Below are 26,471 nucleotides of genomic sequence, written 5' to 3' on the forward strand. Positions count from 1 at the left end.
AATCTTTAAAGTTAGAGATCTAAATCATTTAAAGTCCCATTCAATATTTATGTGGTTTTCTCCGCCAACTCTAAAATAATTCCCTCTGGACCACGAACGTAGCATAACTTATAACTTTCTTCATATTGCTGTATCTCACTAAAGATTTCCGTGCCCTTCTTTTTCAATTTTGCAACAATAGCTTCAATATCTTCAACAGCAAAGCAAATATGTCGGATACCCAGCGTATTTGCAAAAGGTTGCTGAATATCTTTTTCATCTGACGGCGTATAAAATTTGACTAGCTCTATCCATGTCTGACCATCTGGCATCCCCAATCCTACACATGCCGTTTTAACATCATTAAGCCCAACTATTCTGTCCAACTGTTCTCCATCCAATTCCCATTCCGCTTGCACTTCAAGTCCTAAATCAAGAAAAAACGCTTTAGCCTCTGAAAGATCATTTACGTTTATACTCACATGATCTATTCTATTGATCTTCATATCTCATTCCTCCTATGTTCCTGTTATTTTCAATACCTGTATTCGTGTAAGGTTTGTTTGAAATTCTAATTCACTTAAAACAGAAAATATCCTTCTTCAACCAATCTGCCCCGTTAGCTCAATAAGAAAACAATAACGTTTTACACCTAATTGTTATAGTCCCTGCTTTATAAAACAAAGTGATCATCTGGCGTCAGCTTGCGTCCACTATAGACGTTTTTCCATTTTCATCTCCTCTAATATTGCCTTCTTCATAAAATAGGCTACAAATGCTTCTGAAGGCTTGTTTACCCTAGTCTATCTGTTTCAGTCCCCTTATAAAATTTTTACTAGTAATTCGCCGTTACGTCAATCGAATCCGCTCTCCTTTAGGCTTCTACGATACCTGTGTTTGTACGCGTTTATATGAATAAAAATGCAACATCCTTATTTGATTTTTATTCTCTCTTTTTCAATTAACTCTGTAAAACAAAAACAGGAAGAGCGTAAGCCCCTCCTGTCTTTATTTTAATAACTGTAATAGTTGTTGAGCTGTTTGCTTAGCTTGTATTAATGTTAAACTCTCTACATAATAAGTTGTGGTTTATGGATGGATTTTTAGTTTTGCTAATGCAGCCTTGTCTTGAACGCTTACAGTAGTAGGAATACTTATATTCCCTTGTTTGTCTGTAGCGGTCACTTCTATAATTGTTCCTGCCTTTTGTAAAGCGATTGTTACTTTGTATGTCCCATCTTTCTTCACGCTTGCTTTATACGTCTTCTTGCTTCCCGCCGCTCTGACAATCACGTTTGATCCTGCTTCTGCTGTGCCAGTTACTATCTTGTCTCGATCACTTATCGGATTCACCGTTGGGGCTGCTGGCGGTGTTCCATCCTTTACTGTTGTTTCTCCTGCTTTACTAGTGTTTCCTGCTGCATCTGTAGCAGTTACTGTTAATACGGTGCCTTCTTTTCGTTTATTAATCGTAGCCGTATACTTCCCTTCGCTAGTTGCAGCTGCTGTGCCTAAAACCGTATTGCCTACTTTCACTGTAACCGTTGAATTTGCTTCTGCTGTTCCAGTTACTCTTTCATCTTGGTCATTTACCACATTCACTTTTGGTACTGCCGGTGCGGTCTTGTCTAGTACAGTTACAATTGTTGGGCTGCTCACATTTCCGTTTTTATCTATAGCCGTCACTTCTACGATAGTCCCTGCTTTTTGTGCGGCAATTGTTACTTTGTATGTCCCATCTTTCTTCACGGTTGCTTTATAAGTCTTCTTATTTCCCGCCGCTTTGACAATCACGGTTGATCCCGCTTCCGCTGTTCCCGTCACTGTTTTGTCCAGATCGCTTACCAGATTCACTATCGGTGCGGTTGGTGCTGTTTTATCTTGAACGATTACATTTGCTGCTTTACTTATGTTTCCTGATGTGTCTGTTGCAATTACTGTTAGCTTGGTTCCCACTTTTTGTTTTGTAATCGTAACGGCATATTTACCTTCGGTAGTTGCAGTTTCTGCACCTAAGATGGTACTGCCTGTTTTAACAGTGATCTCTGTACCGGCTTCTGCCAAACCTGTAACACTAATAGACTGGTCGGTAACTTCATTCACTTTTGGAGTAGATGGAGCAGTAGTGTCCTTTCTCTTTACTGTTACAGTTACTGTTTCACTACTATTTCCTGCTGCATCAGTGGCGATCACAGTAAGATTCGTTCCCGCTTTTTGCTTTAGAAGAGGTACACTGTACTTTCCGTCCATTCCTGTGTTCGCTGTACCTAATACTATAGTTCCTACTTTCACACTAATAATCGCACCAATTTCTGCTGTTCCTGTAACACTTGTAAAAGTTTCCGTGACTTCATTCACCGTCGGTGGTGATGGAGCTGTCACATCTTTTACCGTCACTTCTGTCGTTGCACTTACATTCCCTGCTGCATCGGTTGCTGTGACGGCTAACTTCGTTCCCGCTTTTTGTTTCACAATCATTACTGTATACTTGCCCTCGCTTGTTGCTACGGCTGTTCCTAATACCATGCTTCCTGCTTTCACTGCTACGACAGAACCGGCTTCCGCTGTTCCCGTCACACTTGTTGATGTTTCCGTGACTTCATTCACCGTCGGTGATGATGGAGCCGTTTTATCTTTTACCGTCACTTCTGTTACTTTACTTACGTTTCCTGCTGCATCAGTCGCTGTGACGGCTAACTTCGTTCCCGCTTTTTGCTTGGCAATCACCACTGTGTACTTGCCGTCGTTTGTTGCTGTGGCTGTTCCTAACACCATGCTTCCTGCTTTCACTGTTACGACAGAACCGGCTTCCGCTGTTCCTGTAACACTTGTAGATTGGTCAGTAACTTCATTCACCGTTGGAGCAGATGGGGCCGTTTTATCCTTTACTGTTACAGTTACTGTTTCACTACTATTTCCTGCTGCATCTGTGGCTATCACAATAATATTCGTTCCGGCTGCTTGCTTCGGAATAGGTACACTGTACTTTCCATCAGTTCCTGTTTTCGTTGTACCTAATACTGTTGTTTCTGCTTTCACACTAATGGTTGTACCCACTTCCGCTGTTCCTGTCACTTCTGTAGTGGTTTCCGTTATTTCATTTACACTTGGAACACCTGGTGCAGTCACGTCTTTTACCGTTACCTCTACTGCTTCACTTATATTTCCTGCTTCGTCGGTTGCTGTTACAAGAAGTTTTGTTCCGGCTTTTTGCTGAGAGATCATTGCTGCATAGTTCCCTTCGGACGTTGCTGTTGCTGTTCCTAACACAGTTATTCCAGCTTTCACTGTTACGACAGAACCGGCTTCCGCTGTTCCTGTAACACTTGTAGATTGGTCGGTAACTTCATTTATTATTGGTGACACTGGTGCGGTTGTATCTTTTTCTGCAACCACGAAGTCCCCCCCACTTAAATCCCCTGTGCTATAATAGCTATGGTCAATAATCAATGTGTTGTTATTGTAGGCATCTTTAAGAGTGATAGAAACGCACTCGAATTTTCCTAGCCCTTGATTTCCACTGGTCAAATAAGATGGAATATTTAGTTGATATTGATTGTTTCCAATGCTTGTAGGAGACAAACTCATATACATATTATTAGGTAACTTGTATTCCAAACTTATACTTTGAATATCACTAAGCTTATCTTGTGCGTTTACCGTTACTATTACGGAACCCCCAGGTAATACAGCAGGATTGTCGACATGTATGGAGTTAAACACAGGACCTTCAATATCTGAAGAATAAGTTGAAAAATTCCCATCGTCTAATTGATACATACCGCCGTCTTCAATGTCACCATAATATTTCCATGATCCATCAAGTTTCTCAACCAATAAAGAGACAACGCTCCAATCACCTTCTGAAGCAAAGTAAGACATAGTATCCCCTTTAAATTCCGCATCGCTTAAATGAACTTCATTATTTCTATATAAGGCTACTTGATTATATCCATCTGGATTTTTATAGTTTACTAGGACACGCTTCACCCAACTATTATCGTTAAGGCTAACAGTTATAGTTTGAGAATTGGGGATTAAAAGATTTTTTTTCTCAACCTTGATAAATTTAATTCCTTCAATACTATTTGCTTTAGCTGGAACACTACTAAAACTTATAGATAAAATATAAAAAAGTATCAAAAATATTAAACCGCTCTTCTTCTTCATAATTTTCCCTCCAAATTAATCACCTCTAAAACCCCAGATGATTCCCATTTTATTTTCTTAGATTTATTTCTTATAAAAATTCATTCCAGCTAGCGTAAATTAACTATCGTATTTTTTTAAACACTCCTACTTCACGAATTAATACGAAAAGAAATTGATTTTATTTAACCACATTAATTCTCTCCAATTTTAATATTTTATTATTCCTTATCCCTCATTTTATAGTTAAATTTACCAACAAGCCTATTGTACTATTAATTTACTCTCTGTGTGAACATTTTCTTATATATAAGCTTAGATAAATGGACAGTCCTTGTTTAAAAGATTAAGAAGGCCAGATTGGGCAGTCTTTTTTATTTAATTGATTTGTTTAAGCAGACTGACTTTTCTCTTTTAGAGTAGGATTTGAAAATATGATTTTTATAAGAGAAATTATGAAGAAAAACATTATGAAAAACAAAAAAGATTTAAGAAGAAAAGAAACCCCGGCTAACGTGACTCGGGTTTCTTTACATAGAAGGTATAGTCTGCTGTTCTTTATAATACCTGCTTTTGTATGCGTTTATATGCGCAAAAGCGTCGCATTCTTTTGCATTGATATTTTGGCTTTGTTTTGCTACATTCGGAATCGCAATAAACAACAAAACCGTAATAACAAGTAAAACAATCATCATCTCAATAATCAGAGGTGATGACCTCTAAGTGTTTCTTCTACATCTCTCTTTTTCATATTTTCATGATTTAAAAACTTTTCTTCAATAAAAAAAGCAAAAGTATATTTAACAAAATGGCTCCCAAATTCTGTTATTTCTTTCAATTAAAAACGCTACTCTATCATTACAAACTGATAGAATAGCGTTTTTAATTAGTTTATGATCAGTTGGGGGTAATTAATTATTGCTGGCTGGCCTGGAGAGCCTGATCTAGATCATAAAGAATATCATCGATTGTTTCAATACCGATAGAAAGACGAATCATATCTGGAGTAACACCGGCTTTCGACTGACTTTCTTCATCCAGCTGTTGGTGAGTCGTGCTGGCAGGGTGAATGACTAATGATTTTGCATCACCAACATTTGCTAAATGACTAAAAATCTTCACATTGTTAATAAATTTCTTCCCTTCTTCTACACCACCTTTAATGCCAAATGTGAAGATAGATCCTGCTCCTTTCGGTAAATACTTTTGAGCAAGTTCGTGATAAGGATTTGAGTCAAGACCCGGGTAATTAACCCAGGAGACGTACGGATGTTTTTCTAAAAACTTTGCCACCTTAAGGGTATTTTCTACATGGCGCTCCATCCGCAAAGGAAGAGTTTCTAATCCTTGAAGAAATAGGAAGGTATTAAATGGCGAAGCACAAGCTCCAATGTCCCTAAGCAAAGTAACCCGTGCTTTTGTAATATAAGCCAGCGATCCCAGTGCTTTTGTATAAATTAGCCCATGATAACTTGGGTCTGGTTCTGACAAACCTAAAAATTTCCCGTTATCCCAATCGAATCTTCCAGAATCTACAATAACACCTCCAATTGAGGTTCCGTGGCCACCAATAAATTTTGTAGCTGAGTGAACCACAATATCTGCGCCATGTTCAATAGGTCTGCATAAATAAGGAGAAGCAAATGTATTGTCGACGATAAGTGGAACATTATTTGCATGGGCAACATCGGCAATTGATTGAATATCCGCAATATCAATTCGGGGATTTCCAATTGTTTCTATAAATACGGCTTTTGTATTATCGTTCGTTTTTTCCTGGAATTGAGCTGGATCATCTACATCAACGAAGTGAACTTTAATCCCAAGCTTTGGCAAAGTATGGGCAAATAAAGCATATGTACCCCCATACAGACTACTAGAAGCGATAATTTCATCTCCTGATTCCGCAATATTCAAAATAGAATATGTAATAGCTGACTGTCCGGATGAAGTAGCTAACGCACCTACTCCACCTTCTAGTTGAGAAACACGCTGTTCAAAAACATCATGAGTAGGATTCATAATACGTGTATAAATATTGCCGGGTTCTTTTAAAGAAAACAAGTCTGCAGCATGATCTGTATCGTTGAAAACATATGAACTTGTTTGGTAAATAGGAACTGCTCTAGAATTTGTAGCTGGGTCGGGTACTTGTCCTCCATGAAGTGCAATTGTTTCAAATCCTAATAAATGTTTTTCCTTCATCATCAAATCCTCATTTCTATAATTTGTGTATTCTGGATATTCAAGCATTATACAATGAAGTTATTCTATTTTCTACAATTCCTTTATTTTTCTGTTAGCATAGTAAGAATTTTTATGAATAATACAAAAAAGGATTGGATTAGATCTGAGTCAATAATCTGTATATAAAAATCGAAATAAAGCTAACTTTGCTGATGGATAGTCTATGTATTGCGCATGGCTGACTTCTTTTTTCTTTCTGCATCTCGGCTAATTCTTTTGGTGTAAAGGCTTCTTCTCCTGAACCGATAGGTGTAAATTCTTTGATTCACTTATAAATCGTTACGTCTGATATGCCATATTCGCTGCTTAATTCCTTGAGCAAGTTCCCAGAGTGGTATAGATCCACAATCGTTTTCTTAAAATCATCACGATATTTTTTCCCTGCTGGTTTACGTTTCAATCCGGATACATCCTCTCAAAAATAATTGTAAGGACTTAATTAAACTGTGTCCACGAAACTATCCTAACTCTGCAGACGGATTTTTCATTTCTGCAAAATTAAATTTACTTGTTATTTACAGTAGCTCATTTGCTTGTGACAGCATTGCCTGAGCGGCTTGACTAATAAACTTGCCTCTGATGGGATGATAAAGTCTTTTACATCTGATTTTCTATACAAAATATGAAATCCACCTGCGAATAACCAAAAAAGCCTTATTCCCTTAATAAGAAGAATAAGGCTCTTTATTTTCACTTTTTACAACGGGTTCCCTTTTTGTGATACTGACAGCTAAAGTTATCTAACTAGGTTCTCAACCACTACTTTAGCGGAAGCAAGATTAACTGTATTTGCAATTGTATCTCCTACAGGACAATGTGCTTCAATATATTCTTTATATGCTTCAATTTTTTCTTCAGGTGCTGTTGTTTCAATATGGAATGTATATCTTATTGATTGAAAACCAGGTCGCACATCAGATTTGCCAAGAAAACCATCAATGTCAATATCTCCTTCTAATTCAACCCAAAAATTTTGCAGATCAATCCCAAATTTCTTCGCATAAGTTCTCGCTACAATTGACTGGCAAGCACCTAGAGCAGAAAGAAGAAGCTCAACCGGATTCATCCCTTTATCTGTGCCGCCTAAATTGGTGGGCTCATCGATAATTACCTTATGTCCTCTGGCTTCAGCTTCCACTAACACATTTTCTTTTAAAACTGTTTTGGCTTTAAATGTTGATAATGCCATGATAGATCGCTCCCTTTTTTCATTTTTATTGATAACAGAAAATTATAATTCCGATTAATTTTATATGTTTTTAAGTATATATCATATCATTTCTTATAGTCAACTATTTTTGATTGTTATTTATCTTTTCAATATGGGGACCTTATAAGAAATGACAATATAGATACTTGAAAGGTTAATGTGAAAAGTCAGTTTACTATTGTAAAAGTTAGCGTACTTAACGAAGGAAACGAAGCAATCACAGTGGATTCATCCTTCCTTAAATTGCTGTCAGATGGAAAGACATATGAATCAGACAGTTCAGCAGCCATTTATTCAAATGAAAACGCTGATTTTTCTATGAAAGCGTAAATCCAAACGTGACACTTGAAGGATATGTTGTATTCGATGTACCGGCAGACCTTCCAAATCCACAAATGCAAGTACAAACTGGTGTATTCGGTACAGAAACAGGCGTTATCAACCTTCAATAAAGAGCATACATTTCAAAAAGAGATTTATGGTGAGTCCGCTCCCTTGTACGCTTTTATATTACCTGTTTTTGTACGCGTTTATATGTAAATAAGCAAAACAGCCAAATATGGGTTTATGACATAACTTATATAAGTACGTTTAATAAACAGGCTCTGTTAATTTTTAATCAAAGAAAAAAGACCGAAAAAATTGGTCTTTTTTGTATTTAAATCTAAAAATATCATTCATCTGTTTCTTCATCATGTTCTTCACATTCATCTGTCTCATCACATTCTTTAACCTTAATATCTTCGTCTGGAACAGCGGACTCAATTGAAATAAGGAAAGAAGAACCACATAACCCCAATATAAGTATCCCGAAGAAATCATCTCCAGTACCAAGTGTTTCAATTAAGAGTACTTCAAACGTTACTGCTTGTTTATCCCCGTCAACAGGGTCAAAAATTCCAACACCACAACTTTGTTGGAAAAAGTTGTCACCACTAGTACCACAAAGCGGTGGGTTTATAGCAAGTGGTTTTAAAGTAAAACTTTGGTCGCCATCTGATTGATCACTGTCCCGAAATTTAAGAGTAAAAATACTGTTCTTGTTATTACAATCAGGACAAACCCTACCCTTGAAAAATAATGTTCCTTGTTCTGGTATTCCATTAATAAGAGCAGTAACATCTTCTCTAATATCAAACTTAGACTTACAATCACATTCTGCTGGTATATTAAAATTGCATTTTGGTTTACCGCAAGAACATTGATGATGTTTTTCCTTCATATCATCACCTCCTACTGTTTTATAATATTTTATGAAAAAAATATAAAAGTGTTTGTTCAACTAACCTGCCCCGTTAGCTTAATAAGAAGATCAACACCAGTCTTTATGTACATATGATCGTCCCTGCTTTATAAAACAAAGTGATCATCTAACGGCAGCTTGTGTCCTCCGTAAGCGTTTTTCCATTTTTCATCTCTACTAACTACTACATTCTGCATAAAATAAGCTACACGTGCTTCTGAAGGCTTGCTCGTCATAATCTATCTGTTTCAGTTTAATTGTTTTTCAGTCCCATCATGAAATTCGCCGTTACTTGAATCCGCTTCACTCTAGGCTTCTACGATACCTGCTTTTGTATGCGTTTATATGTAAATAAGCAGAACAGGTAAACATGGGTGTGTGACATAATTTCAATAAGTACGTTTAATAAAAAGGCTCTGTTAAATTTTATTGTTGATTTTTAACCAAATAAAAAAGACCGAAAATGGTCTTTTTTGTATGTACTTCTGTCCTAACGCACCCGTTAGGACAGGAAGAAATTAATTAATCACCCTAGTCTTCTTCCGCAGCTAATGCATCTGCTTTGGTAACATGAACAGTACCAAATGGATGGTTAGGAGGAGCATATATCGAGTAAAGTTTTAGCGGAATATTACCTGTATTGGTTAGATTATGCCATGTTCCAGCAGGTAACATTATTGCAGAATCATCATAGACATTTCTTTCAAAGTTTAAATTATCTTTACTCTTGCCCATTTGAACAATCCCCTGACCTTGCTCAATACGTAAGAATTGATCAACGTTAGGATGCATTTCCAAACCGATATCTTCGCCAACTTTGAGACTCATTAAAGTAACCTGTAAATGTGTTCCTGTCCATAATGCAGTACGATACGTATTGTTTTGCTTCGTGGCTTCATTGATATTAACGACAAATGGTTTTGAGCCATAATCTGTTAACAAAATACTTTCATTACCTTTGGAGGAGCGAAAAGAATCAAATCGGTTTGCCTGCTCTATCCCATTAGGAAAAGTCTGGTAAACAGACTGTCTTCCCCCGTTATACATTGGTACATTAACATAATAAGGATATTGATATCGATATATATAAGGAACGTAATACATTTACTCAATCCCTTCACAGTTTATAAAATTATCCTATGCACCTGTTAAGGGAATGTACTCAGATTCAGGGTGACTTATTTAAAGCAAGCGTTTTAGCCTAAAATACTTATTTTAGTAAATGGTCTGGTTATTGAACAAAGATCAAACATTATTCTTCAACTAACCTGCCCCGTTAACTCAATAAGAAAATCAACACCAGTCTTTATGTACATATGATTGTCCCTGCTTTATAAAACAAAGAGATCATCTAGCGCTTCTCATGTCCACTATAAGCTTTTTCCCATTTTCCCATCTACTCCCATCTACTCACACTACCTTCTTCATAAAATAGGCTACACGTGCTTCTGAAGGCTTACTCATCCTAGTCTACCCGTTTCATTATCTTTATCGTAAAAATCAATCTATTTAATCTTTGGTTAAAATACGTTTGATTGTTTTTCAGCCACATTATGAAATTTCACTAGAAATTCGCCGTTACGTGAATCGAATCCGCTCCCCTCTTGGTTGGCTTCTATAATACCTGCGTTTGTATGCGTTTATATGTATAAAAACTTCGCATCCTTTTTTGATTTCCTTTTAATTCTCTACTAATTAACTCCGTAAAACAAAAAATAGCAAGATTGGATGCGAAATTTTATCACAGCTTTTTTTTCAAACTTTTGTTTATTAATTAAAATACTGGGTACGCTACGTCTGATAATTAAATAAATCAAAGGAGAATTTAAAATGATGTCTAATTTTAAAAAATATTTATTTCTTAGCGGAATTTCCACCACGTTGATACTCGGACTAGCTGGCTGTGGAAATGGTGGCGGGCAAGATAACGGAAATAATAACGAACTGCAAGAGAATCAACAAAATGATCCTACACAACAGGACGACCACTAAATTCACATTCAAAAAAGCCTCGGTCGCATTCAATAGATCCGGGACTTTTTTTACGCATATTTCTTAATTTGGGGATTTAAGCTGTGTTCGGCATTGATAAAATCCCGAACTTCCTTTAAATTGTTCATGCGTTAATGCCTCAATCTGATAAGTTGGGATTCTCATTTCCGTAATCTCCTCGTTGCTCATATTTTTTAACTAACGTGTGTAACCACTAAAATTTTGATTAGGTGATTTATACATTGTTAAAGATAAATTATTGCACTAACCTGCCCTGTTAGCTCAATAAGAAAATCAACATCAGTCTTTATGTACATATGATCGTCCCTGCCTTATAAAACAAAGAGATCATCTGGCGACCTCTTGCGTTCATTATAGACGTTTTTCTACTTTTCATCTCCCTAACCTAACACTGTCCTCTTTCATAAAATAAGCTATAGGTGCTTCTGAAGGCTTTCTCATCCTAGTTTACCCGTTTCATTATCTTTATCGTAAAAATCAATCTATTTAAACTTTGATTAAAATACGTTTAATTGTTTTTCAGTCCCATCATGAAATTTTACTTGAACTTCGCCTTTGCTTGAATCCGCTCCCCTCTAGGCTTCTATAATACCTGCTTTTGTACGCGTTTATATGTAAATAAGCAGAACAGGTAAACATGAGTGTGTGACATGGTTTCAATAAGTACGTTTAATAAAAAGGCTCTGTTAATTTTTAACCAAAGAAAAAAGACCGAAAAAAATCGCTCTTTTTTATAGGTCTTCTTAAACTAACGCCCCCGTTAGTTGAACAACTCCATGGCTTATTTAAACTGTTCATAATTTCCTTTGGATTAGAGATACCGTTCTCAATAAAAATAGTTGCCCAATCCATAAACAATTTCATATAAGCTTCTTCATTCATATTTGAATTTAGGTGGGCTACTAGGCATACATCCAATCTAAGCTTTGACCCTGAGCATAAACTGGTTAAAAGTCTAATTTCAATAAGGAGTGAACCTCGAATGAATCCCTGGGGTCTTCAACATTGTTTGTATAGTTTCACGTATTTGTGGCTTAGAAACGGAGACAATTTCTGGTTTTTTTTGACGACTGTCGGGGAATCAAGAGTTTATGGCTATAGGTTTTTCGGCGGAAGATGGAATCATTATTCGGTTGCTTTAGGAGATATTGTTTCCTTCCATTGTTCTCCGACTCCAACTCTATATTAAAACACTGAGCCTGACCTTCGTAATCGTATCGTTCAGTCTTACTTTAGAAGCGTCTGGGCTTTCGCATAATCAGAGATCGTTTTTTTGAATCTAATACTGTGATCACCAGATATCCGCCACCTGCGTGTTCCCTTCCATCATGTATAGAACGTTAATCATTTCGGTTAGCGTTCTTTTTACATGTACATTGTGTGATCTGCCAAAGGGAGCATCTAGTGGCTGCATATGTATTCTGAAAGCATTTATCCGTTTTCGCCTAATCTATTCTACCGTCTTTGTAAAATAGGTTATACGTGCTTCCAAAACTTGCTCATCATCCTCTACCTATTACATCATGTTTATCATAAAAATCAATCCATTTAAACTCTGGTTACAATACGTTTAATTGTTTTTCAGTCCCATTATGAAATTTCATTAGAAATTCGCCATTAAGTGAATAGAATCCGCTCCCTGCTAAGCTTCTATAATACCTGCTTTTGTATGCAACCATATGTAAATAAGCAGAACAGGTAAATATGGGTGTGTGACATAGTTTCAATAAGTACGTTTACTAAACAGGCTCTGTTAAATTCTATTGTTGATTTTTAACCAAATAAAAAAGACCGAAAAAAAGCGGTCTATTTTGCATGTCTTCTTGAACTAACGCTACCCGTTACTTTAAGTATATTATTTCACATAGTTAAAATTTCTTTTTCCCCTTTACTTAAACAGGAATCTGTTGATAATCATAAGTTTAGTTCCTCGCATCTAAAAGTAATTTTATCTCTTTTATTTGTTCTGTGTGTCGCTGTTCATGCAAATATATCTGTTCAATCCATTGGTCAAGTGGTAATTCACCTAAGGCAGGATGCTTAAATGATTTTTCCGCCAATATCGATTTATCCTCTATTGTACTAAGGAAAGTCAGAAATTTTTTTCTCGAATCGTTTAACAAATCAATGATTGACTGAACTTCAAATGGTTCTACATCTGGTTCAACGATTTCGGGAGCTTTAAACTTTTTCGTTCGATCCAACATAAGATGAACGTTTTTACGTTCTTTTTGAGTATTATCAACCTTTTTTAATCCCCATGCAATAGCCTTTATTGTTGCCTGTTCCACTAAAACTAAGTGATGACAAACTTGTGCTATACTCCACATATTCATACCAAGCCTACCATTAAATTGAGTATAACTTAATGAAGTAATCTCCTTTACTAAGTTATTTCTCGTTTCATACAGATTGTCATTTACTAAATTACTCATGAAATTCTCCCTTCATCAGAAAGTAAATATCTAGGTTCCTATTCTGTATATATTCTCCACGATGAAAAGTATTCTTTGAGTATTATATATCACCGTGTATATTTACCACTTCTTCAATATTATTTGATTGACATCCTGTTATTAAAAGAACAAAAACAAGAATAAGAGAAGAAGACATTATTATTTTTTTCATTCCCCCCCTATTTTGCTGTTTTTCTTTACATTATCTTTTTACATACTTCAAAGACAAAAAATTATTGATTCGAATTTTCTTGGCTATCTTTTCCGGGATAGGCTTTCTTTTGTATTCTTCAAAACCCAGTTTCTTATACAATCGCATTGCCGGTGTATTCGTATCTGCAACTTCTTCAATGACGTAATCATTGTACGGTGTATTTTCGATGATATGTTGGATGATTTGAGATGCTACACCCTGTCCACGGAATTTCGGAGCTGTTCCAACAAATTCAACTGATCCAGTATTTGGAGGGAAGTTTTCATAAGGAGCTTCAAATTCCTTTTTTAAAAAGATTCCTGCCATGCTTCCCTTGAAGAAACCTAAGTGCTTTCTCAACTCTTTTTTATTTAATCTTACCGATCTTTTTTTTCCATCTGTACATGCCGTAACTCCAGCAATTTCGCCATTTGCTATAGCTACATAAAATTGATCTAAAATAAACATATGAGCAAAAGCCTTTGCAATAACGTTTTTATCTTTGGAAAAAAAGATAAGCCATTGTGTAAAGCCTTCTGCAAAAATTTCAGCCATCATTTTTCTTACATCTAAATCTGTTTTATTGGCTTTGACTATTGTAAACTTATAATCCTTTGATTGCATATATGATACTCCTTATTTTTAATGAATGAATATTTTTCATTGTAAAATCAAAATGCTACATTGCAAATTAGTTTTTCTCAAAACAGTGAAAATGACTACTGCTTTAGTAAAAAATACCGCCATAATGACAATCTCATTGTTGTGTTAACCTGCCCCGTTAGTTCAATAAGAAAATCAATACCAGTCTTTATATACATATGATCGTTCTTGCTTTATAAACCAAAGCGATCATCTGACGGCAGTGTATGTCCTCTATAGGCGTTTTCCCATTTCCCCATTTTCCCATCTTACTCACACTACCTTCTTCATAAAATAGGTTACACGTGCTTCTGAAGACTTGCTCATCATCGTCTACCCGTTTTATTATGTTTATCATAAAAATCAATCCATTTAAATTCTGGTTAAAATACGTTTAATTGTTTTTCAGCCCCATTATGAAATTTTACTAGAAATTAGCTTAGAGTGAATCGAATCCGCTCCACTCTAAGCTTTTACTATACCTGCTTTTGTACGCTACCATATGTAAATAAGCAGAACAGGTAAACATGGGTTTATGGCATAGCTTAAATAAGTACGTTTAATAAACGGGCTCTGTTAAATTTTATTGTTGATTTTTAACCAAATAAAAAAGACCGAAAAAAATTGGTCTTTTTTTCTTTATTCTTATTCAACTAACGCACCCGTTTGTTTAAGTACAATTTATCACAATGTGAGTCGGTATAATTCATTTATAAGTGAATTATACTTTCAGTTCTGATTATAAAGTCTATTTCGTTAAGTTGAAGTGACACTTCATTAATTTAGTGAAGAATAGTTCTTTTAAAATTAAATAACTTTATTGTCTTTTTACAATTTTCTCGGTATTGTAAGCGAGAAATTAGGCTTTTTCTTCAAATTGCCAGTCAATGGTCGGTGTATTCTATAATAAATTATAGTCTAACCTTAACCTCAGTACCGTCCTTAGCTTTGACATCTACTAGCACGATCCCCTTATAGTTTTTCAGTTCCTTGACGATAGGCTTTAGCGTTTTTTTGTCTATTAGTGGAAAGGTAAAGTCCAGTTTTTTTCTTTCGAAGTGCTCTTTTGTCCATTTGTTTGCATTTTGCTGAAAAAATTTTGAAGACAAAATTGAAATAGCAATGTTTAAAATGGCATATGGAATTGGGATGGTAAACCGAACGTCTTTTGCTTTCACTTTTACATGCATCATAAGCAAATCACTAATCAATGATGACTGAAACGGTATCCCCGTTTGCCGATTTAATATCAACAATTTGGCCATCTAATTCGTTTTCGATTGCTTCAATAATAAGGCTTATGTCTATATCTTTAACGTATTTTTCCGATTGAGGAATACTCGCTGCGATGCTGTGTCCAGCCATTAATACTACCTTGACAAGTTTTATAGGCAAATTGACCGTGACGTTATCATTTTCGGCTGATACAACACGAATTTTTAATGTTTTATCTAAATATTTAGTCGTTTTTTCAAAAAGCTTATTACCTGTTTCTTCTTTCTCTTTTAATACTTGAATCAGTTCTGATCCCTTATCTGCATCAATCTTCCCTTCTTGAACCATTGTTAGCACTCTTGTAATTTCCTCTTTCATGATAAATTCCTCCCTATTCCTCTTTTAAGAGCTTAATGGCTTCTTCTGGTGTGATTTCGCCATTTTCCAACATGGTGACAACTTTTTTCTCGTCTACTTCATTTTTCTTCTTCTGCACATATCCAAGGGATGAAATGATGTCTGTTAGCTTTCCTCGAACCGTTGGATACGAAATCCCCAGTTCCTTTTCAACTTCTTTGATATTCCCTCTGCATGTTAAAAATACTTCCACAAAATGAAGCTGATCCTTTGATAAGGATGCCAGCTTAGATAATTCAAACTCATTTTCAATCGTAGTGTGACAATGAGAGCACTGCAACTTTGTAATTTTCAATGTTTTACTGCAGACAGGACAATTCGTGATTACTTTATAAGCCATAATGAAATTCCTTCCTTTTAGTTGATTCGATTATATAACAAGGAATTAAAAATATAAATAATAAAATTTAAATTTTTTAATTAAATAAATTAATAATATTAATTTATTATTTAATATTATTAATTATCCGTTCTCATTATTCATTCAAGTATTATATTTACCATAATGGTTGCAATTGTAGACATTCCTCTTGGTGAAAATACCTAGTTACATAATGAGCACGATTACTTAGACTTTGAGATGCTGATTAATAATCCATGGATATTTGATATTAATATTCCAACTGATGATGATTCAGTAGTCGTTAGCATTGATGTATTAATGATTTAGAACTTGAAAATTATTAAGCTTACGGGTTGATTAATCTCCGACTATGCAGTGATTTGAGGACTTAGTCTATATTTTAGTTATTCCAGAATAGGGCGCTATTGTTGAATAAAACTTAGATTTTCAAACGACTTTATTGTTATATTTTTAAGTACAGTGAAGTATCTTATAGCGAAAATTAAACAACTATATTTTTACCCCCGTCCTAAATTTAGAACGGGGGTATGCTTGTTTTAGGTTTTAAAATTAAATAACTTTATTGTCTTTTTACACTAAGAAGAACTTTATATTGTTATACATTGCAAATTTTTCTTATTCAACTATCCTGCCCCGTTAGCTCAATAAGAAAATCAACACCAGTCTTTATGTACATATGATCGTCCCTACTTTATAAACCAAAGTGGTCATCTGGAGGTAGCTTGTGTTCATTATAGACGTTTTTCTACTTTTCATCTCCCTAACACTGTCCTCTTTCATAAAATAAGCTATAGATGCTTCTGAAGACTCGCTCATCATCGTCTACCCGGTTCATTATCTTTATCGTAAAAATCAATCTATTTAATCTTGGTTAAAATACGTTTGATTGTTTTTCAGCCCCATTATGAAATTTCACTAGAAATTCGCCGTTACTGGAATCGAACCGCTCCTCTCTAGGCTTCTATGATACCTGCTTTTGTATGCGTTTATATGTCTAACGATTTCACATCCTTGATTAGTTTTCTCATTAGTTCTGTAAAACAAAAAAGAAAGAGCCTAAGCCCTTCCTTTCTCATCATTGATTATTACTCAGAACTCTAAACTCCATCTTTACAGGCTGTTTTAACTCTTTACCTGAAGCTTTGCAGCCTCTTTTTTAATCGAAAAAAGAAGTAGCTCTTTTAGATTGATTCTTTATTTGAGATTCAAATGTTCTTTAAACTCATTCGATACATGTGATACTTCTTCATCATCCACTACATAATAGTAAATACCGCCAATTCTTGTACCCGTACCCTCAATTGTGACGGTTTCAATGTGATCACGCGCTGATGCATAATTTTTTTGAATAGCGAGCATGTCTCCGATCGACAAATTCGTTTGTACATTGTCCCCAACCGCCTGCATCACATCTGTAAATTTTAAAATGATTGCCGGGTCGTTTCCTTTATCTAAAATGCCTTTCATCACATGGCGCTGCCGGGCCTGTCTGCCGAAGTCGCCGCTTGGATCTTCCTTGCGCATCCGTATATAGTTCAATGCTTCAGATCCGCTTAATGTAATGCGTCCTTCAGCAAAATGATCACCCTTATAGGAAAAAGCGGAATCATTTTGCACCTCCACACCGCCAACAGCATCTACAATCTCTTTCATGCCTTCCATGTTCATTTCCACATAATAATCCACCGGCATATCAAGAAAGTTTTCAACTGTTTCCACTGCCATTTTCACACCGCCGAATGCATAGGCATGATTAATTTTATCTTTCGTCCCTTTTCCTGTAATCTCTACACGTGTATCCCGTGGAATGCTTAGCATTTTCGCTGTATTATCTTCCCCGTTTACGGACACAAATAGCATCGTATCGGAACGGCCTACGTCGCCTTCCCGCTCATCCACGCCAAGCAAAAGAACTGTAAATGTTTCTTTCTTCTGCAATGACACATCCTTCGCCCGCTTGTTTGAATGCAGCACTTCTCCGCTCAATGTATTTTGGAGGGACTGATAGACGGAAAATGCCATTCCTGCCCCAATCAGCAGCACGAGCAAAAAGAAACCTAATAAAAACCGGCTTTTACTTCGCTTTTTTTTTCGCTTGTCTCCTCTTCCCACAGACACGACTCCTTTATGAAATGTGAATTGGGAATAGCATGCCCTTACAAATAATTTTCAGAACAGCCTTTTTCAAATATACTGCTTTCGTTTTATTCTAAAAAATAAAAAGCAAGCCGTTCTTTAATAAATCGTACTGTGCGCAGACAAATTGTGTTAGAAACACGTTCTTCTCGGGTTGCCGCTTTTTTCTTAGATACCGGACACGTAACCTTAGCGGCTTACCCATTGTATTCATGCTGGTTGATCTTTTTTCTTATAAAAAATTAATTCTATTTATGTACTATGAATCCGCTCCCGTCTAGAATTTTTTGATACTTGCGTTTGTATGCAATTATATGTAAATAAGCGAAACAGCCAAATATGGGTTTATGACATAACTTAAATATGTACGTTTAATAAACAGGCTCTGTTAATTTTTAATCAAAGAAAAAAGACCGAAAAAATTGGTCTTTTTTTCTTTATTCTTATTCAACTAAAGCATCCGTTAGTTGAAAAGGTTAGGTTATTAAAGAAACCATTCACCTTGAGCAATTTTCACTACTTTACCTCCTACATAAACGTTTATTTTCCCGTTATCATCACCTGCTTTTAAAAACAATAAAGAAGGTCTTTCGATTTCGTATCCTTGTTCTACGCGAATGTTTATTTCACTATTTTCAAAATACCGGTATTTAACTAAGTAAGAAGCTAAACATCCATTAGCACTACCAGTAGCTGCATCTTCAGGGACACCATAATAATCTGCAAAGTCTCGAACATTTAAATCATTTTTCGAATTATACGTTTCTGGAGAAAAAACCATAATTGCTTTTGCATCAGTATGTTCAATTAACTCAAAATATTTTTCTCTATTTATCTTTACTTTCTTAACTGCTTCTAATGATTTTAGTGGGACAACAATCACTGGAAGCCCCGTTGAAACTTCTTGAATAGGAAATCTATCATCTATGTTTTCTTTATGTATATTTAAAACATCAGAAATTTTATTTGTATCTAAAATTCGACCAAAAGTTGGTTCATTTTGTTTCATCCATAGAAGTTCTTCTTGATTATTGAATGATACTGGTATCTGACCACCTTTAAAGTTTAAAATAAGGTTATCCAAGGGTTCCTCTAATACTTCGTTTTGAATGATATATGCAGTTCCTAAAGTCGGATGACCAGCAAAAGGAACCTCTTCATTAGGTGTAAAAATTCGAACATCATAACCACCATCATTTTTTGAATCAGACAAAATAAAAGTAGTTTCGGAATAATTAATTTCTTTGGCTATTTGTTGCATTTCATTATCTGAAATATTTCCAGCGTTTTTAAAAACCGCGAGTGGATTTCCTGTATATTTTCCTTTTGAAAACACATCAACAATAGAATAATTAATCTTCTCCATAAGTCTCCCCCTCGTTTTCTTTTTAGTTATTTTAACGAATGTACCAATTATTGCATTTAAATTTTTAAAAATAAAGACAATATTTGTTCAACTATCCTGCTCCGTTAGTTCAATAAGAAAAGCAACACCAGTCTTTATGTACATATGATCGTCCCTGCTTTATAAAACAAAGTGATCATCTAACGGCAGCTTGTGTCCATTATAGATGTTTTTCTACTTTTCATCTCCCCTAACACTGTCCTCTTTCATAAAATAAGCTATAGGTGCTTCTGAAGGCTTTCTCATCCTAGTCTACCCGTTTCATTATCTTTATCGTAAAAATCAATCTATTTAATCTTTGGTTAAAATACGTTTGATTGTTTTTCAGCCCCATCATGAAATTTTACTAGAAATTCGCCGTTACTTGAATCGAATCCGCTCTCCTCTTTGTTGGCTTCTATAATACCTGCTTTTGTATGCGTTTATATGTAAATAAGCGAATCAGCCATTTGCATTGATGTTCTGGCTTTGTTTCGCCACGTTCGGAATCGCAATGAACAATAGGACAGTAATAACAAGTAAAACAATCATCATTTCAATAAATAGAGGGGATAACCTCTAATTTAGATAGATATCGTGTTTCTTCTATATAAATATCCGTAAGAATAAAGGCTTTATTAACTGGTGAACTAACCTAAGCCCTATATACTAAATTCTTTATCCCCATAAAATATTACTGAAAAATTTAAATCGATCTTCATTTTCCGTTTCAAAATCCCAATGCTAGTTACAAGGTTAGTGGAAGGGTAGAAATGGATTACAAGGGTGGTAAAAGGAACCAATAAAGAAGTAGCGTAACTTTTCGAAATCATCTACTATATAGTCAGGCACCTATTGTGGACAAATCGCTTAAAAAATATTCGTATTAAGAGAGGCGGTAAATGAAATGGAGACATCTAAAAAAATAACAGTAGAAACAACAGTTCAAGCACCAGTAGAAAAGGTATGGAAATATTGGACAGAGCCAACTCATATAACAAAATGGAGCAAAGCTTCAGATGACTGGCACACACCATTTGCTGAGAATGATTTAAGAGCAGGTGGGAAATTCCTTTCAAGAATGGAAGCCAAAGATGGCAGTTTTGGTTTCGATTTTGGTGGAATTTATGATGAAGTAACATTACATGAGGTTATTGCTTATACACTGGGTGATGGAAGAAAAGTTAAAATCACTTTTAAAGGTCAAGAAAACGAAACCGAAGTAATTGAAACTTTTGATGCTGAAACTACGAATCCAATTGAGTTACAACAACAAGGATGGCAGGCAATTCTAGATAATTTCAAAAAATATGCAGAGCAAACAACCATTTAAAAAAGCAAAGAAGAGATGCTCTAGTTATGATTTTTATAAGGCACCAAAATGAATTAGTGGCGTGTGTCTGTGGCTATGATTATTCAATAACCACGGATACTGCCATTTTTTATTTTTATGATTATCGTAAGAAGCCTTGGTGTCAGGCACCCTTCATGGGCAACTGTCCATAGAAGGTGCCTGACATCTTTCTTTCAATAAGTTAAGGCGTTAGCAGTGCAGCTGTTGAAAAAATGACTCTTCAACTTTTCTGGTTATGATTGTGATAACAAAGTTTTATACAGTCTAATGACGGCCAAGTACCTTCAACAAAAAGGTCACCAATCCTTACTCCATTCAACTAAACTCCCCTATTAGCTCAATAAGAAAATCAATAACATTCTTTAATAGAGTCAATAAAAAATAAAGAGCCATCCAGCTTAAGTGACTGACCCCAGTTACAAGCAGGTGGGTTTTTTGTCAATATAAAATTAAATTAAATTTACTTATTATTTACAATAGCTTAATTGATCGCATTTATAATAGAAGAAAAGGAGCTGATCAAGCTGGTATTACTTGAAGCAGTTAAATACCAAGGTTTATTTCGCTTATGGAATGTCAAAGGTAAAGAAGTGACTGAAGCGCATTCCTTCAGCGAGATTTTAACAAGTATTGTCGATGATGATGACTGGGATCCTGGTATTTTTAATTGGGTTCATGAACAGAAGATTAATTTCGAGGATTGGCAAGAAATGAAGGTTGATGTTTTGCCAATAATGATGAATGAGCAAGAATGACTGGCTGCGGCTGGTCTTTTTGTATCGTTAGCTTTTTTGTAATGAGTATTATAGATAGAAGTGAATTACGCATAGCCAATCACTTTTCTTTCGTATGGTTTAGCAAATGCTAAAATGTGTTCCCGCTTGAACGCCCGCTTTTGCTTTCTAGTAAAGCAATAAGGCCTTAATATAATTGTCATCCATACCTGTGACGATAATACGTCGTTTTGTGATTGTATTATCCGCAGCCATGTACATAATCTCAATCGGCATTTTCACTTCCTTCGAGGTAAGCAATAATCCGTTCATTTCAGCAGCCCCCTTCTTTAATCCCATTATATCAAACAAACGTTCCACAACCAACATAAAAGCAAACATATTTTCGTACCTTTGCTGAAAATTTATGGAAACATTACAGAGCTGTAAACATCCTGTCTTATTTATTCGTTATATTAGCACTAGAGGTGATTTTTATGAGTAACGAATTGTTTTTTAACGAAGGTAAGGTTTTGAAAGAAAAATTGAATGAAGACCAAATCAAACAGCAAGCTACATTTTGGACAGAATGCGTGGCTAATGGCAAGGATGATATGTTTATGATGAGTTATATAAAATTATGCGCTCAACTTGATGAACCTGTAAAGGCAGACATCTTAACCGCTACACCGGATCAAGTTCATCATATGTGTATCGGAATGATGATATAAGATCGGCTCTGGCCGGTCTTTTTTCTTTACCTAATCTTTACAAAAATACACTTTTTAAACATATTTTCTTTGGTATATAATAGCGGAGAAATATGAGAAAAGGAGATGATCAAGTTGATATTACTTGAAGCAGTTAAATTTCATGGTTTATTTCGAATGTGGAATGTCCAAGAGAAAAAAGTGACTGAACCCCTTTTCTTTAGTGAGATTTTAAAATGCATAGTTGATGACGATAATGATTGGAATCCTGGTACGTTGGATTGGTATCATGAAAAGGAAATTGATTTTGATAACTGGAAAGAAATGAAGGTTCAAGTTTTGCCAATGGTGATTAATGATCAAGGATGACTGGCTGTCGCTGGTCTTTTTTGTATCGTTAGCTTAATTGATCAATTTGATCCAATAAAAAAAGTCCCGCCATCAATAACAGATAGGGGGCTTAAAAGTTTCAAATTAAAATAATTATTTATTTGGTTTATCCTTTGTCGGTGGTTCTGTTGGTGTTTCCACTGGTGGTTCTATTGGTGTTTCCACTGGTGGTTCTATTGGTGTTTCCGCCGGGGGTTTTATCGGTGTCTCCACTGGTGGTTCTGTTGGTGTTTCTTCCGGTGTTTCTGCAAAATCGCTCATATCGATCCTCCTTAACTTTAGTAGTGTTTAGTATGATTAATTGACTCTATCCTTATGTTTTAAACTTATTTTTCAAAAGACTTTGTTAAGGAACATTGTTGATTTTTTCTGTTAAACTAGCAGTAAACAATTAAGAGGTGATTAAATGGGTGCCTGGGGAACAGGAATATTTGATGATGATACTACTTGTGATGTTAGGGATGAATTTATTGATCACTTAGAAGAAGGACAAACAGCTGAGGAAGCAACACAAATAATCTTAGAAGAATACTTAGATGAATTTAATATCGATGATGACCTAGAAGTACTGTCTTTAGTGTATATTGGTTTGGCTGCAATACAATTAGAGAAAAAATGTCTTCAAGAACAGGTAAGCAAAAAGGCAATCGGGTTGATAGAACGTGGTGCTGATCTTGAACTTTGGGAAGAGTCAGCAAGTAAAAAGGATTATGAAGAACGAAAAAAAATCTTAAATGAGTTTAAACAGAAGTTACTTCTTTTAAACAATGAGTAACTACTAACTTTTACTTGCTGAAACGTTCGATGAATAAGAGGTACCCTCAGGAAAATGTGGATTTACAACGATAAGAAATTTCCAATACTAAAAAGCCCAACTTCACCGTAAATCAATAGAGGAATTGGGCTTTTTCATTACTTCGTTAAAGAGCCCTTTTCATGAAGACTTGATTTCAAGATAATATTAAAAACGATCTTCCGCTTTTGCCCCCTATTCTGGAAGTTTCAAATTCAAGATATTTCGCAGAGAATCTTTTCTATAGCACCAGTTACTTTAAAAGGAATTTAAAACAATCTACACTCGTTTCGCTTCTTTGAACCCTTTAATCACGGTAGTAATACGAATTTTTGAGCAGTATAAATCTCATGAGGTAATCATAATCATGTAGTAATAAACAATTGCAGATTCATTTTTGTTTAACAAACATAGGAGGTGCTCAATATTTACAGCGGGATGATGGCTTCGTATAGGTATTCCGAGTACGGCCCCACTCCAGCAGTATTTATCAGCAAGAACGATGGTACCCTCTGGATGGTCAATAAGGTGAACCCATACGACCCAAATTCCAACTGGACGCCATGGCGCCAGGTGTCAGTTCCGGTTGGGGGCGTGAAAGTCGGTAGTGTGTTTCCAAGGGCGGGTGGGTTGTTGCAAGCGTTCGTCATCGCGAACTCCGATTCGAGCGTCAGAACGATGTGGGAGATTCTTCATTGGCGCTGGTCAGGATGGCAATTATTCTGGGACGGTGCTGGCGTGACAAGCGTAGCAGCTGTTGCTCTCCCTGACGGACGTCTCCAAGTCTTCGTCACCCTGAAGACCAACGCTATCTTTACCTGCTGGAAGAAGACTACCGCCGAAAACTCAGAATGGACACCATGGCAAGAATTCACGCCGCCTGGCGGTCACCGTATCAGGCGGATCTCGGCATGCATCCTGAGGGACGGACGAATACAACTCTTCGTGACCACCGGACTAAACGTGTTGACGACTTGGAAGAAGAATACTCACCCCAACTCGGAGTGGGTGCCGTGGCGTGTTTGGTACGATACGAGGGAAGACGACAAGATCACGGCAGCTAATCTTCCCGACGGGCGGGTTCAATTGTGGCGTCTACAACTTGGTGGCCATCTGTCGTCCCGGTGGAAGACTAGCACAGACCCGAACTCCGCCTGGACCCAGTGGACACCATTCGACGCGCCTGGCCGGCCCGTCGCCTTCACTGTGGCACCGTTGAATGACACGCGTCTGCAAATGTGGGTAGCGGACCAATCCGGGGATATCCACACACGGTGGAAGGTTAGTACCGATCCAAATGCCGCCTGGACAACCTGGCAAAAATTTCATAAACCGTAATCTGGCTGTAAAAAAAACCTTACTATAAAGCAAATTTTTTTGAGTGAGTCTTTTTTATGTGTCTATAAGGAATAAAAAGAACCGAAAATGGTTCTTTTTATTTTGATGAAATAGCAACAGAATTAATTAACAGCGCCTTTCAAAAAAAGCCCCTACCGCAAAAAGCGTAAGCGAATAGATATGATTTTGATTATTAACTTTACCTAATCTTTACAAACATCCTCTCCCCTTCCATTTATAATGGGTCTAAGGGAGTGATAATGATGAAAATAAATACAAAATGGATACCAGAAAAAATCGAACAATCCATCATTGATTTTCGCGAAAAAAATGGTCGGTTTCCGTATACTCATGAGATGGATACTGAATCTTATTTGCCCACGCGAAAAACCTTTTTACGTATTATGGAGATCACTTATTCTGATTGGCGAAAAGAGCACGATCCTACCCATAATTTTGTAGATAAGAAATTTCTTTTGATGGACAACAATGCACTTGTCCAGTGGCTTAGGTAACGATCAGATGAATTGAATACAAAAAGCTCTGAAACATATAACACTTTGCGCGGCAGACATGAACCAAGCATGACATTCATAAGAAAGCGAATTCGTTGGTCAGATGTTTTTCCGAAGTAAATACATTTCACGCGTTTATATAACTGTTAATATTATATTGTCGCCCGTTTTATAAGTTAGATAAGTTAGATAAGTTACAAAACTGACGAATGATTTTCTGGAGTCCTTGGCATAGTAAACTTTTCATTTCTTATTCTAAAATATGGCCCGATTGTTGAATAGCATGACTGGCGTTTTTTAAACAACTTTATTGTTACTTAACAAGAACACGTGGCAAATTTGGAATTCATAAAAACGTGGGTTAAATAAATAAACACGCTACGGCGTGTATTTATTTTGACTTTACACTGGTACTTACTTTTATTAAAGACTGTTTTCTCAAAGATTGCTGTTTTTAATAAGATGGATTATAAATATTTATAAATGTATAGTACAATGCTTAAAAAATGCTATTTTGAGGGGGATTTATTCTGAGTAGTTTTAATATTGGAGATGTGTTATTTCAATTATTTTCTCTTGGGTTTCTTGCACTAATTATCATATTAATCGTGTCATTTTTTCGTTCTAACAAGAACCGCAGAAATCAACTCAATAGAACTGAGAAGAAAATTGACGATATGAACGAACAAAGAAAAAAAGGGAACGATTAATGGCTGTATAATGAAGCCGTTTTTCTATGCACTTTCTAGCATTTGAACAGTCGCTTTATTCGATTTTTGACAGATCGAACTAAGTATTTACTCCACTCTATTTTCAAATGCTAAGTTCTTATCAATTTATTAAATTTTATTGTTGATTTTTAACCAAAGAAAAAAGACCGAAAATGATATTATCCCCTTTAGGTAGACAGTGTAAAAAGACCATGTTAATCATGGAATGTTACACTGCTACTTGGAGGGGATTTTATTATGGCTATAAAAGGACAAAAGTTTACGAAGTATTCAGAGGAA

Annotated in this window: 25 protein-coding genes; 9 read left to right on the forward strand and 16 right to left on the reverse strand. The window is 35.8% G+C overall.

The features are described from left to right. Nucleotides 1-47: 47 nt before the first annotated feature. The 5 genes from ACZYRN_RS12965 to ACZYRN_RS12985 form a co-directional block, all read right to left on the reverse strand. The gene (locus tag ACZYRN_RS12965) at nucleotides 48-485 is read right to left on the reverse strand and encodes a VOC family protein (protein ID WP_488912008.1); all 438 of its coding nucleotides are present in this window, start codon (nucleotides 483-485) and stop codon (nucleotides 48-50) included. 583 nt (nucleotides 486-1,068) lie between these two features. Continuing rightward, a complete protein-coding gene (locus tag ACZYRN_RS12970) occupies nucleotides 1,069-4,149 on the reverse strand; it encodes an Ig-like domain-containing protein (RefSeq protein WP_488912009.1) in 3,081 nt (1,026 codons plus the stop codon). An 894-nt stretch (nucleotides 4,150-5,043) separates the two neighbouring features. Next, nucleotides 5,044-6,333 carry a homocysteine synthase gene (locus tag ACZYRN_RS12975; RefSeq protein WP_488912010.1) on the reverse strand — a complete coding sequence of 430 codons (1,290 nt, stop codon included), beginning with the start codon at nucleotides 6,331-6,333 and terminating at the stop codon, nucleotides 5,044-5,046. 307 nt (nucleotides 6,334-6,640) lie between these two features. Then, the gene (locus ACZYRN_RS12980; protein ID WP_018392504.1) at nucleotides 6,641-6,775 is read right to left on the reverse strand and encodes a hypothetical protein; all 135 of its coding nucleotides are present in this window, start codon (nucleotides 6,773-6,775) and stop codon (nucleotides 6,641-6,643) included. 336 nt (nucleotides 6,776-7,111) lie between these two features. After that, on the reverse strand, nucleotides 7,112-7,564 hold the full coding sequence (locus ACZYRN_RS12985; RefSeq protein WP_488912011.1) for an OsmC family protein: 453 nt from the start codon (nucleotides 7,562-7,564) through the stop codon (nucleotides 7,112-7,114). 180 nt (nucleotides 7,565-7,744) lie between these two features. Between ACZYRN_RS12985 and ACZYRN_RS12990 the strand changes: the two genes are divergently transcribed. Beyond that, the gene (locus ACZYRN_RS12990; RefSeq protein ID WP_488912012.1) at nucleotides 7,745-7,915 is read left to right on the forward strand and encodes a DUF4352 domain-containing protein; all 171 of its coding nucleotides are present in this window, start codon (nucleotides 7,745-7,747) and stop codon (nucleotides 7,913-7,915) included. A 343-nt stretch (nucleotides 7,916-8,258) separates the two neighbouring features. Here ACZYRN_RS12990 and ACZYRN_RS12995 read toward each other — a convergent pair whose 3' ends face one another. Beyond that, nucleotides 8,259-8,807 carry a hypothetical protein gene (locus ACZYRN_RS12995; RefSeq protein WP_488912013.1) on the reverse strand — a complete coding sequence of 183 codons (549 nt, stop codon included), beginning with the start codon at nucleotides 8,805-8,807 and terminating at the stop codon, nucleotides 8,259-8,261. Nucleotides 8,808-9,359: 552 nt separating this feature from the next. Beyond that, nucleotides 9,360-9,932: a cupin domain-containing protein gene (locus ACZYRN_RS13000; RefSeq protein ID WP_488912014.1), complete on the reverse strand. Its 573-nt coding sequence runs from the start codon at nucleotides 9,930-9,932 to the stop codon at nucleotides 9,360-9,362. Between the two features lie 726 nt (nucleotides 9,933-10,658). Here ACZYRN_RS13000 and ACZYRN_RS13005 point away from each other — a divergent pair. Then, the gene (locus ACZYRN_RS13005; RefSeq protein ID WP_488912015.1) at nucleotides 10,659-10,820 is read left to right on the forward strand and encodes a hypothetical protein; all 162 of its coding nucleotides are present in this window, start codon (nucleotides 10,659-10,661) and stop codon (nucleotides 10,818-10,820) included. A 1,943-nt stretch (nucleotides 10,821-12,763) separates the two neighbouring features. On the opposite strand, the gene ACZYRN_RS13010 is transcribed toward ACZYRN_RS13005, so the two are convergent. From ACZYRN_RS13010 to ACZYRN_RS13040, 7 genes are all read right to left on the reverse strand, one after another. Beyond that, a complete protein-coding gene (locus tag ACZYRN_RS13010) occupies nucleotides 12,764-13,276 on the reverse strand; it encodes a DinB family protein (RefSeq protein WP_488912016.1) in 513 nt (170 codons plus the stop codon). Between the two features lie 223 nt (nucleotides 13,277-13,499). Next, a complete protein-coding gene (locus ACZYRN_RS13015) occupies nucleotides 13,500-14,114 on the reverse strand; it encodes a GNAT family N-acetyltransferase (protein ID WP_488912017.1) in 615 nt (204 codons plus the stop codon). Between the two features lie 929 nt (nucleotides 14,115-15,043). Next, nucleotides 15,044-15,325, reverse strand: coding sequence for a hypothetical protein (locus ACZYRN_RS13020; RefSeq protein WP_488912018.1), 282 nt, complete (start codon nucleotides 15,323-15,325; stop codon nucleotides 15,044-15,046). Nucleotides 15,326-15,335: 10 nt separating this feature from the next. After that, nucleotides 15,336-15,725 carry an SHOCT-like domain-containing protein gene (locus ACZYRN_RS13025; protein ID WP_488912019.1) on the reverse strand — a complete coding sequence of 130 codons (390 nt, stop codon included), beginning with the start codon at nucleotides 15,723-15,725 and terminating at the stop codon, nucleotides 15,336-15,338. A 13-nt stretch (nucleotides 15,726-15,738) separates the two neighbouring features. Continuing rightward, the gene (locus ACZYRN_RS13030) at nucleotides 15,739-16,104 is read right to left on the reverse strand and encodes a DUF2089 domain-containing protein (RefSeq protein ID WP_018393054.1); all 366 of its coding nucleotides are present in this window, start codon (nucleotides 16,102-16,104) and stop codon (nucleotides 15,739-15,741) included. Nucleotides 16,105-17,322: 1,218 nt separating this feature from the next. After that, nucleotides 17,323-18,240, reverse strand: coding sequence for an LCP family glycopolymer transferase (locus ACZYRN_RS13035; protein WP_488912020.1), 918 nt, complete (start codon nucleotides 18,238-18,240; stop codon nucleotides 17,323-17,325). Between the two features lie 508 nt (nucleotides 18,241-18,748). Next, nucleotides 18,749-19,630, reverse strand: a complete 882-nt coding sequence (locus ACZYRN_RS13040; protein WP_488912021.1) for a PhzF family phenazine biosynthesis protein — start codon at nucleotides 19,628-19,630, stop codon at nucleotides 18,749-18,751. Nucleotides 19,631-20,555: 925 nt separating this feature from the next. Between ACZYRN_RS13040 and ACZYRN_RS13045 the strand changes: the two genes are divergently transcribed. Together ACZYRN_RS13045 and ACZYRN_RS13050 are read left to right on the forward strand one after the other, a co-directional pair. Next, a complete protein-coding gene (locus ACZYRN_RS13045; protein ID WP_488912022.1) occupies nucleotides 20,556-20,981 on the forward strand; it encodes an SRPBCC family protein in 426 nt (141 codons plus the stop codon). A 545-nt stretch (nucleotides 20,982-21,526) separates the two neighbouring features. After that, a complete protein-coding gene (locus tag ACZYRN_RS13050) occupies nucleotides 21,527-21,757 on the forward strand; it encodes a hypothetical protein (RefSeq protein WP_488912054.1) in 231 nt (76 codons plus the stop codon). Between the two features lie 147 nt (nucleotides 21,758-21,904). On the opposite strand, the gene ACZYRN_RS13055 is transcribed toward ACZYRN_RS13050, so the two are convergent. Next, entirely contained in the window at nucleotides 21,905-22,048 is a 144-nt protein-coding gene (locus tag ACZYRN_RS13055) for a hypothetical protein (RefSeq protein WP_488912023.1), read from the reverse strand. Between the two features lie 164 nt (nucleotides 22,049-22,212). Here ACZYRN_RS13055 and ACZYRN_RS13060 point away from each other — a divergent pair, with 164 nt between their 5' ends. Then, nucleotides 22,213-22,446 (forward strand): hypothetical protein, encoded by a 234-nt coding sequence (locus ACZYRN_RS13060; protein WP_488912024.1) that lies wholly within the window; start codon nucleotides 22,213-22,215, stop codon nucleotides 22,444-22,446. Nucleotides 22,447-22,560: 114 nt separating this feature from the next. Further along, nucleotides 22,561-22,794, forward strand: a complete 234-nt coding sequence (locus ACZYRN_RS13065) for a hypothetical protein (protein ID WP_488912025.1) — start codon at nucleotides 22,561-22,563, stop codon at nucleotides 22,792-22,794. A gap of 114 nt (nucleotides 22,795-22,908) precedes the next feature. On the opposite strand, the gene ACZYRN_RS13070 is transcribed toward ACZYRN_RS13065, so the two are convergent. After that, nucleotides 22,909-23,076 carry a hypothetical protein gene (locus tag ACZYRN_RS13070; protein WP_488912026.1) on the reverse strand — a complete coding sequence of 56 codons (168 nt, stop codon included), beginning with the start codon at nucleotides 23,074-23,076 and terminating at the stop codon, nucleotides 22,909-22,911. 145 nt (nucleotides 23,077-23,221) lie between these two features. Here ACZYRN_RS13070 and ACZYRN_RS13075 point away from each other — a divergent pair, with 145 nt between their 5' ends. From ACZYRN_RS13075 to ACZYRN_RS13085, 3 genes are all read left to right on the forward strand, one after another. Further along, complete coding sequence (locus ACZYRN_RS13075) at nucleotides 23,222-23,590, forward strand: DUF4259 domain-containing protein (RefSeq protein ID WP_488912027.1); 369 nt, start codon at nucleotides 23,222-23,224, stop codon at nucleotides 23,588-23,590. A 459-nt stretch (nucleotides 23,591-24,049) separates the two neighbouring features. Continuing rightward, nucleotides 24,050-24,946, forward strand: a complete 897-nt coding sequence (locus tag ACZYRN_RS13080; RefSeq protein WP_488912055.1) for a DUF8189 domain-containing protein — start codon at nucleotides 24,050-24,052, stop codon at nucleotides 24,944-24,946. 263 nt (nucleotides 24,947-25,209) lie between these two features. After that, nucleotides 25,210-25,461 carry a hypothetical protein gene (locus ACZYRN_RS13085; protein ID WP_488912028.1) on the forward strand — a complete coding sequence of 84 codons (252 nt, stop codon included), beginning with the start codon at nucleotides 25,210-25,212 and terminating at the stop codon, nucleotides 25,459-25,461. Nucleotides 25,462-26,471: the final 1,010 nt, after the last annotated feature.

The sequence above is a fragment of the Domibacillus sp. F004 genome, assembly GCF_057814295.1.

Bases quoted from the DNA above. Each gene is read 5' to 3' on its own strand.
- ACZYRN_RS12965 (WP_488912008.1), bottom strand. From the start codon at position 485: ATGAAGATCAATAGAATAGATCATGTGAGTATAAACGTAAATGATCTT.
- ACZYRN_RS12970 (WP_488912009.1), bottom strand. From the start codon at position 4,149: ATGAAGAAGAAGAGCGGTTTAATATTTTTGATACTTTTTTATATTTTA.
- ACZYRN_RS12975 (WP_488912010.1), bottom strand. From the start codon at position 6,333: ATGAAGGAAAAACATTTATTAGGATTTGAAACAATTGCACTTCATGGA.
- ACZYRN_RS12985 (WP_488912011.1), bottom strand. From the start codon at position 7,564: ATGGCATTATCAACATTTAAAGCCAAAACAGTTTTAAAAGAAAATGTG.
- ACZYRN_RS12995 (WP_488912013.1), bottom strand. From the start codon at position 8,807: ATGAAGGAAAAACATCATCAATGTTCTTGCGGTAAACCAAAATGCAAT.
- ACZYRN_RS13000 (WP_488912014.1), bottom strand. From the start codon at position 9,932: ATGTATTACGTTCCTTATATATATCGATATCAATATCCTTATTATGTT.
- ACZYRN_RS13005 (WP_488912015.1), top strand. From the start codon at position 10,659: ATGATGTCTAATTTTAAAAAATATTTATTTCTTAGCGGAATTTCCACC.
- ACZYRN_RS13010 (WP_488912016.1), bottom strand. From the start codon at position 13,276: ATGAGTAATTTAGTAAATGACAATCTGTATGAAACGAGAAATAACTTA.
- ACZYRN_RS13015 (WP_488912017.1), bottom strand. From the start codon at position 14,114: ATGCAATCAAAGGATTATAAGTTTACAATAGTCAAAGCCAATAAAACA.
- ACZYRN_RS13020 (WP_488912018.1), bottom strand. From the start codon at position 15,325: ATGATGCATGTAAAAGTGAAAGCAAAAGACGTTCGGTTTACCATCCCA.
- ACZYRN_RS13025 (WP_488912019.1), bottom strand. From the start codon at position 15,725: ATGAAAGAGGAAATTACAAGAGTGCTAACAATGGTTCAAGAAGGGAAG.
- ACZYRN_RS13030 (WP_018393054.1), bottom strand. From the start codon at position 16,104: ATGGCTTATAAAGTAATCACGAATTGTCCTGTCTGCAGTAAAACATTG.
- ACZYRN_RS13040 (WP_488912021.1), bottom strand. From the start codon at position 19,630: ATGGAGAAGATTAATTATTCTATTGTTGATGTGTTTTCAAAAGGAAAA.
- ACZYRN_RS13045 (WP_488912022.1), top strand. From the start codon at position 20,556: ATGGAGACATCTAAAAAAATAACAGTAGAAACAACAGTTCAAGCACCA.
- ACZYRN_RS13055 (WP_488912023.1), bottom strand. From the start codon at position 22,048: ATGAACGGATTATTGCTTACCTCGAAGGAAGTGAAAATGCCGATTGAG.
- ACZYRN_RS13060 (WP_488912024.1), top strand. From the start codon at position 22,213: ATGAGTAACGAATTGTTTTTTAACGAAGGTAAGGTTTTGAAAGAAAAA.
- ACZYRN_RS13070 (WP_488912026.1), bottom strand. From the start codon at position 23,076: ATGAGCGATTTTGCAGAAACACCGGAAGAAACACCAACAGAACCACCA.
- ACZYRN_RS13075 (WP_488912027.1), top strand. From the start codon at position 23,222: ATGGGTGCCTGGGGAACAGGAATATTTGATGATGATACTACTTGTGAT.
- ACZYRN_RS13080 (WP_488912055.1), top strand. From the start codon at position 24,050: ATGGCTTCGTATAGGTATTCCGAGTACGGCCCCACTCCAGCAGTATTT.
- ACZYRN_RS13085 (WP_488912028.1), top strand. From the start codon at position 25,210: ATGAAAATAAATACAAAATGGATACCAGAAAAAATCGAACAATCCATC.